Origin of the sequence: Streptomyces sp. SM1 (assembly GCF_002910825.1) — a bacterium.
Classification (GTDB): Bacteria; Actinomycetota; Actinomycetes; order Streptomycetales; family Streptomycetaceae; genus Streptomyces; species Streptomyces okerensis.
In genome coordinates this window covers 1-12,387 of the sequence record NZ_NEUB01000656.1, presented here as the reverse complement: position 1 = coordinate 12,387, position 12,387 = coordinate 1, and the positions used below count along the sequence as shown (strand labels likewise).

Annotated in this window: 9 protein-coding genes; 3 read left to right on the top strand and 6 right to left on the bottom strand. The window is 72.8% G+C overall.

From position 1 onward, the window contains the following. The 6 genes from narI to epsC all read right to left on the bottom strand — a co-directional run. Positions 1 to 662 (bottom strand): respiratory nitrate reductase subunit gamma (narI, locus tag B9S61_RS17490; protein ID WP_103543103.1); only part of this gene is annotated, 662 nt, incomplete at its 3' end. Then, positions 659 to 1,450, bottom strand: coding sequence for a nitrate reductase molybdenum cofactor assembly chaperone (gene narJ / locus B9S61_RS17485; protein ID WP_103543102.1), 792 nt, complete (start codon positions 1,448 to 1,450; stop codon positions 659 to 661). The genes narI and narJ, both read right to left, overlap by 4 nt. Further along, the gene (narH, locus tag B9S61_RS17480) at positions 1,447 to 3,015 is read right to left on the bottom strand and encodes a nitrate reductase subunit beta (RefSeq protein ID WP_103543101.1); all 1,569 of its coding nucleotides are present in this window, start codon (positions 3,013 to 3,015) and stop codon (positions 1,447 to 1,449) included. Before narH ends, narJ begins: the two co-directional genes overlap by 4 nt. Before the next feature lies 1 nt (position 3,016). Beyond that, positions 3,017 to 6,715: a nitrate reductase subunit alpha gene (locus B9S61_RS17475; protein ID WP_103543100.1), complete on the bottom strand. Its 3,699-nt coding sequence runs from the start codon at positions 6,713 to 6,715 to the stop codon at positions 3,017 to 3,019. Between the two features lie 133 nt (positions 6,716 to 6,848). Continuing rightward, the gene (cysK, locus tag B9S61_RS17470) at positions 6,849 to 7,769 is read right to left on the bottom strand and encodes a cysteine synthase A (protein WP_103543099.1); all 921 of its coding nucleotides are present in this window, start codon (positions 7,767 to 7,769) and stop codon (positions 6,849 to 6,851) included. After that, positions 7,696 to 8,406: a serine O-acetyltransferase EpsC gene (gene epsC, locus B9S61_RS17465; protein WP_103543098.1), complete on the bottom strand. Its 711-nt coding sequence runs from the start codon at positions 8,404 to 8,406 to the stop codon at positions 7,696 to 7,698. Before epsC ends, cysK begins: the two co-directional genes overlap by 74 nt. An 847-nt stretch (positions 8,407 to 9,253) precedes the next feature. Here epsC and B9S61_RS17460 point away from each other — a divergent pair. The 3 genes from B9S61_RS17460 to B9S61_RS17450 all read left to right on the top strand — a co-directional run. Further along, the gene (locus tag B9S61_RS17460; protein WP_103543097.1) at positions 9,254 to 10,123 is read left to right on the top strand and encodes a DUF2249 domain-containing protein; all 870 of its coding nucleotides are present in this window, start codon (positions 9,254 to 9,256) and stop codon (positions 10,121 to 10,123) included. Positions 10,124 to 10,251: 128 nt separating this feature from the next. Next, complete coding sequence (locus B9S61_RS17455) at positions 10,252 to 10,752, top strand: hypothetical protein (RefSeq protein ID WP_103543096.1); 501 nt, start codon at positions 10,252 to 10,254, stop codon at positions 10,750 to 10,752. A 356-nt stretch (positions 10,753 to 11,108) separates the two neighbouring features. After that, the coding region (locus tag B9S61_RS17450; RefSeq protein ID WP_219819925.1) for a TIGR04053 family radical SAM/SPASM domain-containing protein at positions 11,109 to 12,387 on the top strand (1,279 nt) is incomplete at its 3' end.

Below are 12,387 nucleotides of genomic sequence, written 5' to 3'. Positions count from 1 at the left end.
TGGTGCGGGTCGCGGCGGTGCCGAGGGCCAGCGCCCAGAGCCACCAGGCGGGTGAACGGCCAGACCGCGAAGAGCAGGCAGGCGGTCAGCGCGTGGAGCTGGAACAGCAGCGGGGCACCGGCGATCGCCTCGGGCTTCGGAGTGAGGGTGAACAGGCCGCGGAACCATACGGAGATGGTGGAGCGGTAGTCGTAGCCCTCGCCCAGGACGTTGTGCGCGGCGGTGGCCACGATACCGAGCAGGACGGTCGCGGCGAGCAGCGGGAAGAGCACCTTGTCGCTGCGGTCCGTGGTCCGGCGGATGCGCGGGGCCAGCAGCCGCCGGGCGGACAGCATGCCGAGCCCGGCGACCATGGCGATGCCCGCCACGGAGCCGCCCCACACGGCGGCGTTGTGGTAGGTGTGCTCATCGATGCCGACGGCCCCGGTCCACGACGCGGGCACGGCGAGTCCCACGATGTGCCCGCCGATCACCATGAACGCGCCGAGGTGGAACAGCGGGCTGCCCCAGCGCAGCCAGCGGTGTTCGAGGAGCTGGCTGGTGCGCGTGGTCCAGCTGAACTGGTCCTGACGGTAACGCCATACGTGCCCGACGGCGAACACGGCGAGGCAGACGTACGGGACGGCGACCCACAGGAGCAGGTCGGCTGCGGAGACGTTCATCGCGAACCTTCGGGACGGCGGGGAGGGGTGGGCGGCGCCTGGCCGGGCGGCGCCGGCACCGGAGGCATGAACGTGGGCTCGGCCTGCTCGGGCGGGACGAACGCGTCCGGCGGCGCGAACTCCCCCGACCCGTACGGGTCGAGACCCACGTCCTCGTTGGGCGGCCCCTGGGCGGCGAGCTCGGCCACCGCCCTCAGATCGGCCTCGGTGGGCGGCGGGAGCAGGGTGAGCAGTGCGGCCAGCACGTGCCGGTAGGGCGACTCCGCGGCGGTCAGCGCGTGGTGGATCAGCTCCAGACCGCGCCGGTGCTGGCGCAGCGGGGCCTCGCCGCCGCCCGGACCGGCGAGCGAGGCGAACTCCAGGACCACGGGGAGGTGGTCGGGGAGTTCGGCGCCGTCGGTCTCCCAGCCCGCGGCGCGGAACCGCTGGGCCAGCGTCAGCAGGGCCATGCCCCGGCGGCGGGTGTCGCCGTGCAGGTAGTAGGTGAGGTAGAGGCTGCTCCGGCGGCGCAGGTCGAAGGTCTCGACGTAGTGCTGCTGGAGCGCGTCCGGCTCCTGGGCGGCGAACCAGGCGGTGAACTCGGCGAGATGCCCGGCGGCGGGGGACGGCTCCATCGCTTCGACGGTGGCGGTGAGCACCCGCCGGGCGGCGGCGAGTTCGGCGTCGGGGTACTGGAGCAGCAGGGACAGCAGCCGTAGCAGCAGGGCCCGTTGCTCCGCCTCCTCGGGTGTCAGTGCCGGGGGGCGGCGGCGGGAGGAGGGACGGATCAGGGCGCGCAGTGAGGTCACGGCCGGCCTCCGGCGGGGGCGTCGTCGGAGCGGCGGCGCAGGGTGGGGATGCCGAGCATGACGCGGCGGCCGTCGCCGGACTCCGCCTCGCCCGAGGTCTCCACCGGGCACCGGTCCTCCATGGCGGAGATCGCGGCCGCGTCCTCCTTGTGCGCGGCGGGCACGACGTAACGGTCCTCGTACTTGGCGACGGCGAGCAGCCGGTGCAGGTCCTCCGCCTCCCGCGCGGTGAGCCCGACGGCCTTCAGCGCCGCCTCGTCGCCCTCCTCGCCGAGGGTGCGCTCGCGCATGTACGAGCGCAGCGCGGTGAGCTTCATCAGGACCCCGCCGACGACGTCGGTGTCCCCGGCGGTGAACAGCTCCGCCAGGTACTCCAGGGGGATGCGCAGCCGGGTGACGGCCGCGAACACATGGTCCGGGTCGTCCTGGTTGCCGCCGGCCGCGTCGACGGCGTCGAGCACGGGGGAGAGCGGCGGGACGTACCAGACCATCGGCAGGGTGCGGTACTCCGGGTGCAGCGGCAGCGCCACCTTGTACTTCGACACCAGGGCGTGGACGGGGGAGCGGCGGGCCGCCTCCAGCCAGTCCTCCGGCATGCCGGACGCGCGGGCCGCCGCGATCACCTCGGGGTCGAACGGGTCGAGGAAGACTCCGCGCTGGGCGTCCAGCAGGTCCTTCTCGTCCGGGGTGGCCGCCGCCTCACCGACCCGGTCGGCGTCGTACAGCACCAGGCCGAGGTAGCGCAGCCGGCCGACGCAGGTCTCGGAACAGACGGTCGGCTGGCCGGCCTCGATGCGCGGGAAGCAGAAGGTGCACTTCTCGGCCTTGCCGGTGGCGTGGTTGACGTACACCTTCTTGTACGGGCACGCCGTCACGCACATCCGCCAGCCGCGGCACTTGTCCTGGTCGACCAGGACGATGCCGTCCTCGACCCGCTTGTACATCGCGCCGGACGGACAGGCCGACACGCAGGCCGGGTTGAGGCAGTGCTCGCACAGCCGGGGGAGGTGGAAGAGGAAGGTCTGCTCGAACTCGAACTTGACTTTCTCGGCCCACTCACCGCTGAGGTTGGGGTCGGCGCCGGCGTTCTCCGGGGCGCCGCCGAGGCCGTCCTCCCAGTTGGCTCCCCAGGTGATCTCGGTGGGCTTGCCGGTGAGCACCGAGCGGGGCCGGGCCACGGGCATGTCGGGGCCGGCGGGGGCGCTGATGAGGTTGTCGTAGTCGTAGGTGACCGGCTCGTAGTAGTCCTCGATGGAGGGCAGGTCGGGGTTGGCGAACAGCGACAGCAGCCGCTTGACCCGGCCTCCGGAGCGCAGCACCAGCCGGCCGCGCTTGTCGAGCATCCAGCCGCCCTTCCACTGCTCCTGGTCCTCGTAGCGGCGGGGGTAGCCGACACCGGGCTTGGTCTCGACGTTGTTGAACCAGGCGTACTCGACACCGGTGCGGTTGGTCCAGGTCTGCTTGCAGGTGACCGAGCAGGTGTGGCACCCGATGCACTTGTCGAGATTCATCACCATCGCGATCTGGGCCATCACTCGTCCGACAGGGGCTTCACCACGGGGCATCTCAGTACTCCACTTGCTGGCTGCGGCGGCGGATGACGGTGACCTCGTCGCGCTGGTTGCCGGTCGGGCCGTAGTAGTTGAAGGCGTAGGTGAACTGGGCGTAGCCACCGGCCAGATGGGTCGGCTTCAGCAGCAGCCGGGTCAGCGAGTTGTGCATGCCGCCCCGCTTGCCGCTGACCTCGGTCTTCGGCACGTTGATGTTGCGGTCCTGGGCGTGGTACATGTACACGGTTCCCTCGGGCATCCGGTGGGTGACCACGGCCCGGCAGGCGACGACACCGTTGCGGTTGTACGCCTCGATCCACTCGTTGTCCTTGACGCCGATCTTCTCGGCGTCCTCGAGGGACATCCAGATGACCGGGCCGCCGCGGGACAGGTCGAGCATGTACTTGTTGTCCTGGTAGTTCGAGTGGATGGACCACTTCGAGTGCGGCGTCAGGTAGCGGACGGTGACCTCGGCGCGTCCCTCCTCGCGCAGGTGCTCGTCGCCGTAGTGCCGGGGGGTGTTCAGCGGCGGCCGGTAGACGGGCAGTTGCTCGCCGAGCTCGGTCATCCAGTCGTGCTGGACGAAGAAGTGCTGGCGTCCGGTGAGGGTGTGCCACGGCTTCTTGTGCTCGGTGTTGATGACGAACGGGGAGTAGCGGCGGCCCCCGGTCTCCGAGCCCGACCACTCGTAGGAGGTCATCACCGAGCGCGGCTGGGTGCGGGTGTCGGCGAAGGTGATCCGTTCGGCCTCGCGTTCGGAGGCGAGTTCCACCAGGCCCTTGCTGCCGGTCTGCCGTTCGAGTTCGCGGAAGCCCTCGGTGGCGAGCCGGCCGTTGGTGGTCCCGGACAGGGCCAGGATCGCCTCGCACATGTCGGAGGCGGTGGCCAGTGACGGCCGTCCCTCGGCCACGCCCTCGCGGACGGTTCCGCAGCGGTGGCGCAGGTCCTCGATCTCCCGGTCGGGGTGGACGGTGACGCCCTTGGTGGTGGTGCCCAGGGTGTCGAGCAGCGGACCGATGGCCCGCATCTTCTGCGCGGTCGCCGCGTAGTCCCGCTCGACGACCACCAGCCTGGGCATGGTGCGTCCGGGGACCGGCTCGCACTCGCCGGTCTTCCAGTCCTTCACCACCCCTCCGGGCTGGGCGAGTTCGTCGGGGGTGTCGTGCAGCAACGGCACGGCCAGGACGTCGGTCCGTCTGCCCAGGTGCCGGGCGGCCAGCTCGCTGAACCTGTCGGCGATGGTGAGGAAGGTGTCGTAGTCGGTGCGCGCCTGCCAGGGCGGGGCGATGGCCGGCGTGAAGGCGTGCACGAAGGGGTGCATGTCCGTGCTGGACAGGTCGTCCTTCTCGTACCAGGTCGCGGCCGGCAGAACGACGTCGGAGAGCAGACCGGTGGAGGTCATCCGGAAGTCCATGGTGACCAGCAGGTCGAGCTTGCCCTCGGGCGCCTCGTCGTGCCAGACCACCTCCTTGGGGCGACCCTCCGGCGGGGTCTCCTCGGAGCGGACGGACGCGTCGGTGCCCAGCAGGTGCCGCAGGAAGTACTCGTTGCCCTTGCCGGAGGATCCCAGCAGGTTGGCCCGCCACACCGTCAGCACGCGGGGGAAGTTCTCGGGTGCGTCCGGGTCCTCGGTGGCGAACCGCAGCCGTCCCGACTTCAGTTCGTCCACGATGTGCTCGGCGACCGGGCGGCCCCGCGCCGCCGCCTCGTCCGCCAGGTCGAGGGGGTTGCGGTTGAAGCCGGGGTGCCCCGGCGTCCAGCCGAGGCGCACGGCCTGTGCCAGACAGTCGGCGAAGGCCTTGCCCTCGAGTTTGCCCCTGCCCAGCGGGGAGGCGAGCTCGTCCGCCCCGAACGCCTCGTACCGCCACTGGTCGGAGTTGAGATACCAGTAGGACGTGCCCGTCATGTGCCGGGTCGGCCGCTGCCAGTCGAAGGCGAACGCGAGGTGCTGGAAACCGGTGAGCGGACGGACCTTCTCCTGGCCGACGTAGTGTGCCCAGCCGCCGCCGTTGACGCCCTGGCAGCCGGTCATGGTGGTCAGGGCCAGGAACGCCCGGTAGATGGTGTCGGAGTGGAACCAGTGGTTGGTGCCGGCCCCCAGCGCGATCATGGAACGGCCGTTCGTGCGCTCCGCGTTGCGGGCGAACTCCCGGGCGATCCGGGCCGCCTGCTCGGCGGGGACGGAGGTGACCGTCTCCTGCCAGGCCGGGGTGTACGGCTGGGAGGCGTCGTCGTACGAGGACGGCCAGTCACCGGGCAGCCCCGGCCGCTCGACGCCGTACTGGGCCAGCATCAGATCGAAGACGGTGGTGACCCGGCGTCCGCCGATCCTGCGGACCGGCACCCCGCGCACCATGCTCGAACCGCCCTCGGTGGGGCCCTCGTCGAAGCGGGGCAGCGCCACGGTGGCGGTGTCCTCGGCACGCTGGAGCAGACTGAGTTCGGGGACGACGTCGCCGAGGTCGAGGTTCCAGCTGCCCGCGCCGGACTTCGCCCAGCGGAAGCCGAGGGAGCCGTTCGGGACGACCGGCTCGCCCGAGACCGAGTCCAGCAGCACCGTCTTGGAGTCCGCGTTCTCGTCCTGCCGCCCCAGGCCGGCGGCGGTCAGGAAACCGTCGGGCACCAGATGCCCGCCGTGCTCCCGAAGCGTCACCAGGAAGGGCGCGTCGGTGAACTTGCGCAGGTAGTCCTGGAAGTACGGCACCTCGCGGTCGACGAGGAACTCGCGCAGGATGACATGGCCCATCGCCATCGCCAGCGCGCCGTCGGTGCCCGGGTGCGGGGACACCCACTCGTCGGCGTGCTTGACGTTGTCGGCGTAGTCCGGGCTGACGGCCACGACCTTGGTGCCGTTGTAACGCGTCTCGGTCAGGAAGTGGGCGTCCGGCGTGCGGGTCACGGGGATGTTGGAGCCCCACATGATCAGGTAGCCGGCGTTCCACCAGTCCGCGGCTTCCGGCACGTCGGTCTGGTCGCCGAACACCTGCGGGGACGCCACCGGCAGGTCGGCGTACCAGTCGTAGAACGACAGCAGGGTGCCGCCGATGAGTGACATGAACCGGGAACCGGCCGCGAACGAGGCCATCGACATCGCCGGGATCGGCGAGAAGCCGACCACCCGGTCCGGGCCGTACTGCTTGATGGTGTGCACATGGGCGGCGGCGACCAGCTCGGCCACCTCGTCCCAGTCGGCCCGCACCAGCCCGCCCTTGCCGCGCGCCCGCTTGTAGGCGCGGGCCTTCGCCGGATCACCGGTGATCTCCGCCCAGGCCGCCACGGGGTCGCCCAGCCGTTTGCGGGCCTCGCGCCACAGCTTCAGCAGCGTGCCCCGCACATACGGGTAGCGGACCCGGCTCGGGGAGTACGTGTACCAGGAGAACGACGCACCACGCGGACAGCCGCGCGGCTCGTACTCGGGGCAGTCGTTGCCGATCGACGGGTAGTCGGTGGCCTGGTGCTCCCAGGTGATGATGCCGTCCTTGACGTACACCATCCAGGAACAGGAACCGGTGCAGTTGACGCCGTGGGTGGAACGCACCACCTTGTCGTGGGACCAGCGGTCCCGGTAGAAACCCTCCCACTGGGGGTCGCCCTCGCCGAAGACCGCGCGTCCGTCGGACGAGACCTCCCGGCGGTTCAGCAGTCTGCGCGCGGCCAGCGGCCAGGTCCCCTGAGCGGGCTTCCGTCCCTGGCGTGCGCTCTGATCGTTCTCCATGGTCAGGAACCTAGGTTTCCGGCGGGGTGCCGGCCTTGGGCCGAACGGCCCTGGTCACCCGGCCTTCCGTCCCGGCTCTCGGCCGGGCGCCCCGGACCGCGGGGTCCCGGGGCTCCGCACGACCGGGCCCGCTTCAGACGAACAGGTCCGTACTCAGATACCGCTCACCGGTGTCGGGCAGGACGACCACGATCAGCTCGCCGCGGTGCCGCGGGTACCGTGCGAGGACGGTGGCGGCGTGCAGGGCGGCGCCGCCGGAGACACCGGCGAGAACGCCCTCGGTGCGGGCCAGACGGCGCGCCGCCTCCTGCGCCTGGGACAGGGAGACGCGGTGGACGTCGTCGTAGACGGAGGTGTCCAGGACGTCGGGGACGAAGCCGGCGCCGAGGCCCTGGAGGCGGTGCGGACCGGGGGAGCCGCCGGAGAGCACCGCCGACTCGGCCGGCTCCACGGCCACCACGGTGACCTCGGGCTTCCTCTCCTTCAGCACCCGGCCGACGCCCGTGACGGTGCCGCCGGTGCCCACCCCGGCCACCAGCACGTCGACCTGCCCGTCGGTGTCCCGCCAGATCTCCTCGGCGGTGGTGCGGCGGTGAACGCCGGGGTTGGCCTGGTTGGTGAACTGCTGCGGCATGAACCAGCCGTGCCGCTCGGCCAGTTCGACGGCACGGGCGATGGCACCGCGCATGCCCCCGGCGGCGGGGGTGAGGATCAGTTCGGCCCCGTACGCGCGCAGCAGGGCCCGCCGCTCGACGCTCATGCTCTCGGGCATCGTGAAGGTGACCGGGTGCCCCTGGGCGGCGGCCACCATCGCCAGGCCGACGCCGGTGTTGCCGCTGGTCGGTTCGACGATGTGGCCGCCCGGCGGGAGAACGCCGGTGGTCCGCGCGTCCTCGATCATCGCCAGAGCGATGCGGTCCTTCACGCTGCCGCCCGGATTGGCGGACTCCAGCTTCACCACCAGGCGGGCCGGCAGGTCCTCACCGTAGCGGTGCAGGGCCACCAGGGGAGTGCGGCCGATGAGTGCGGTGATCGACGGGTGTATCGAGGTCATGTCGGTTCTTCTTTCTCGGTGCGGGTGCGGGTGCGGGTGCGGGTGCGGGTGCGGGTGCGGGTGCGGGTGCGGGTGCGGGTGCGGGTGCGGGATTCGGCGCCGGTGCGACGCCGGATTCCGGCGGGGTGGACGGGTGCGTGCTCGCGGCGCGGACGCACGAGTGGGCGGGAACGTCGTGCAGTACGAGGGCGTGCGCGCCGATGAGGGCGTCGTGACCGACCCGGACGGGTCCGAGGACGCTCGCGCCGACTCCGAGGACGACCCGGTCGCCGATGGTGGGGTGCCGCCCGGCCGCCGGTACGTCGGTCCACCAGCCGGTACCGCCCAGCGTGACGCGGTGGTAGAGCATCACGTCGTCCCCGACGACGGCGGTCTCCCCGATCACCACGCCCATGCCGTGGTCGATGAAGCAGCGGCGTCCGATGACCGCGCCGGGGTGGATCTCGATGCCGGTCAGGGCGCGGCTGAACTGGGACAGCGCCCGGGGCAGCAGCGGGAGCCCCAGTCGGTGCAGGCGGTGGGCGAGGCGGTGGGCCCAGATCGCCCACAGCCCCGGGTACAGCAGCACCTCGACGGCGTGCACGCCGTGCAGGGCGGGGTCCTTGCGGCAGGCCGTCCGTAGGTCTTCCAGGAACATGAGGAGTCCTTGTGCGGGCGCGATCGGCCGCGTCCCGGCGGAAGGACGGCGTCGGCCTCGGCGGGAGCGGCGGGAACGGCGGAAGGGAGGGTGGGGACGGGCGGCGGAAGGCCCCCGTGTCGCCGCGACGACCGCGCGGAACGGGGCCCGGCGCGGGCGCCGTTACGGGGACACGCGACGACGCGCGCTCCGCCGGAGTGGCGGACGGACCGGCGCCGGACCCGGCAGGGACCGCGGAGACCTCATGACCTGGGTCGCCCCGCTCGGCACGCCGCGGCCGCACGGTTTCCGGCAGCGGTGTGCGGGCCGGCGTCGAGGACCGGGTTCCGCGTCAGCCCGTGTGACATCGGCGCCGCGCCCCTCGTGGGGAGTGCGGGCGGATGCGCGGGCCGGGACGGCTGCCGAGGTCCATGGGAGCGGACGTTAGACGGTGCCGACTTCCCGCACTTGGGCCGGAGTACCCACCCCGGCACGGCCGTTCGGCCCTGTTGCGGCCCGGCGGGCCGGGACCGGTGGACGCCGTCGGGGACCCGCCCGGCCCACGTGGGGACCGTACGGGGCGGACGATGCTGGCACACGACCGGCCGGGAAGGGAATGGGCCGTCGTGTCACCTGCCGGGCCTCGTCTTCTCCGCCACGGGCCGGGCAGCAGGCGCGGTGAGTCCACGGACCGGTCGCCGTCCGGCCGTTCCTCAGTCACGGCCGGACCCGCGGTCCCCCTCGCCTCCGGCCGGCTCCCCCGGGCCGGCCGACCCGCCGACCGGGTTGCGTCAGGGGCGAGGTGGACCGCGCCGACCCCGCCCGCACCGGTCGGTCCGACCGGCCCTGAATCGCTGGAGTCACCTCCATGAGTGCTCTCACTCTCGCGTCGGCTGCCGAAGACGCCACGGCGCTCGAAGCGGCCGAGGCACAACTCGCCCGCACGGCAGGGGAACTGGCCGGCCGGGTGGCCCTGCTGACCACCGCCGCGGGCCGCGATCCGGGCGCCGCCGAGAGGCTCCGCACGGGGCTGGTGGCCTTCTGCGACCGGGAACTGCTGCCGCACGCGACAGCCCAGGAAGCCGTCCTCTACCCGGTCGCGCGGACCATGCCCGACGCCCGTCTGCTCATGGTGAGCCTGGCCGCCGAGCACCGCTGCATCGCCGAGCTGGTGGACACCCTGCGCACGGCCGGCGACCCGGCGGACGCGGTGGCCCACGCACGGGCGCTGCAGGTCGTCTTCGAGGAGCACACCGCCAAGGAGAACGGCCTGGTCCTGCCCCTGCTGGCCCTGGCCCCGGGCATCTCCCTGGCCACGCTCCTCACCGAGCTGCACGGCCGCCTCGCCCCGGACCGGCCGGCCGGCCCCGACCGGCCCGCGGACGGCGAGCGGGGCGGCACGCAGAACGACGTCGGCGTGAACGACCGGACCACGCGGACCGACCGGGCCGCGCCCACCGGCAAGACCGGAGGCTCCGGCGGGGCGTGCGGCTGTGGCGCGGCGGACGAGAAAGCCGTTCCCGAGCTGGACGTCCGCGGCGTTCCGCACGCCCTGCGCCACGCCACGGTCTTCGGTGCCCTCGACGCCGTACCGCCGGGCCGGTCCATGGTGCTGACCGCGCCGCACGACCCGCTGCCGCTGCTCGCGCAGATCGAGGACCGCAGCCCCGGTGTCTTCTCCGTCGAGTACCTCGAACGCGGCCCCGGGGCCTGGCGCCTGCGCATCGGCCACCGCTGACCCGCGACGCCCGAGCCCTCGCGCACCACCTCCGAGCCCCCTACGCCCCCGAAGCCCCGTCCACCCTCGCCCCCCGCGTACAGCCCGCGACCACCCCGTACACACCCGAGACCGAAGGACGACACGCGATGAACGCTGCGCCCCGCCGAGCCGGCGCCCTGATCGGCCTGACCGGACTCGCTCTGGGAGCCGCCGGACCGGTGATGCTGCTGCGCGCCCGCAGCGGCCGCAAGGAGATACGGGCCGAACTGGCCGCGCAGCGGATCACCTTCCCGGACCACGGCCTGCCCGCACACCTCGCGTGCTTCGCGGGCCGCCCCGTGGAGACCGGAGCGGAGGCCCGTGCCTACGCCGACCTCATCAAGGACCACCTCAACAAGGCCACCGGGTACCGCACCTACGCGGAGATCACCGAGGAGGTGCACTCCGGCGAGGGCGACACCGAGAAGCTCGCGCGGCTGCGTCAGACCGTCTTCATGGGGGAAACCCTGCGCGGCTCCCTGCTCTCCGCCTACCAGGCATGGCACCTCACCACCCTCGTCGCCGGCCTGGGGGCGCTGCTGACCGGCGCCGGCGCCGCCCTCGTGGCCACGGCGAACGCCCTGGGGGAGGACCGGCGTCGCTCCTGACCCCACCGGTGACCTCCGGCGCCGCCCCCGGCCACACCCTGGCCGGGGGCGGCGCCCGTCCCGGGGGAGACCGGTCGGCCCTGCCCCGGATCAGAGGAAGGGACCAACGGCCCCCCCGGACCGGGACTGATCGGCCGCGGTGCGACCGGGCCCGGTACGACAGGCTGAGAGCGACCGACCCGGAGGTGTCCCGTGTTCCACCGCAATCAGCATCCGTGCGGCTTCTCCCCCCGCCGAACACCGTCACGGATGCTGCGCGCGGTCCGGGCCGGTCACCGTCCGGCCGCCCGGGCTGTCTGTCCCGACTCCCGGACGGCCGGACGAACGCCGCGCCCCGGCAGGACGGGGGGCACCCGGTGAGCGGCGCGCGAGCGATCCGGCGACAGCACCAGGACGTCGCCGACCGGCCGTTCATCGTGATCTGGGAATCCACCCGGGCCTGCCCGCTGGCCTGTCTGCACTGCCGGGCCGAGGCGGTACCCGACCGCGACCCCCGCGAGCTGGACACGGCCGCGGCCAAGGACCTGCTGCGCCAGGTCGCCGCGTTCGGACAGCCCGCACCGCTGTTCGTGATCACCGGCGGGGATCCCTTCCAGCGCCCCGACCTCAACGAACTGATCGCCCACGGCCAGGAGGTGGGCGTCCGGGTCGCGGTGTCACCGTCGGGCACGCCGACGCTCACCCCGGAGCGGCTGCGGGAGGTGCACGCGGCCGGTGCGGTCGGCCTCTCCCTCAGCCTGGACGGATCCACCGCCGAGCTGCACGACGGCTTCCGCGGCGTCCCCGGTGTCTTCCGGTGGACACTGGACGCCTGGGACACCGCCCGCGCGATGGGCATGAAGGTGCAGATCAACACCACGGTCGCCCGGCACAACCTCCACGACCTGCCGGACATCGTCCGCCTGGTCCGCGACCACGGCGCGATGCTGTGGAGCGCCTTCTTCCTGGTGCCCACCGGACGCGGCCGTCAACTCGGCGTACTCAGCCCCGCCGAGACCGAGGACGTACTGAACTTCGTGTACGACGTCGGGCTGACCGTGCCCGCCAAGACGACCGAGGCCCACCACTTCCGCCGGGTCGCGCTCCAGCGCAAGATCCTCGCGGACACCGGTGACGACCATGTGGCCGTGCTGGAACTCGGGCCGCTCTACGCGCGGTTGCGGGAGCGTGCCGCCGAACTGGGCCTGGACGCCGGTGGCCGGCGGGCCCGGCGCCCGCCGCTGGACGTCAACGCCGCCCGTGGCTTCGTCTTCGTGTCGCACACCGGTACCGTGCATCCCAGCGGCTTCCTCCCCCTGGGGGCGGGCAGCGTACGCACCCGGCCGCTGACCGAGATCTACCGCTCCTCGGAGCTGTTCACCGGCCTGCGCGACGCCGACGCGCTGGGCGGGCGGTGCGGGCGGTGCGAGTTCCGGGAAGTCTGCGGAGGCTCCCGGTCCCGTGCGTACGGTGTCACCGGCGATCCGTACGCCGAGGAGCCCTGGTGCGGCTACCGGCCCGGCTCCTTCCCCTACCAGCGGGAACTCGCGGCACTCCTGCCCGGCGCGGGTGCCGGTGCCGACCGGCCGCAGGGCCCCGACGCTCCGGCCGCCGGCGATCCCGTCGTCCCGCGCCCGCGCACCCATGACCGAGGAG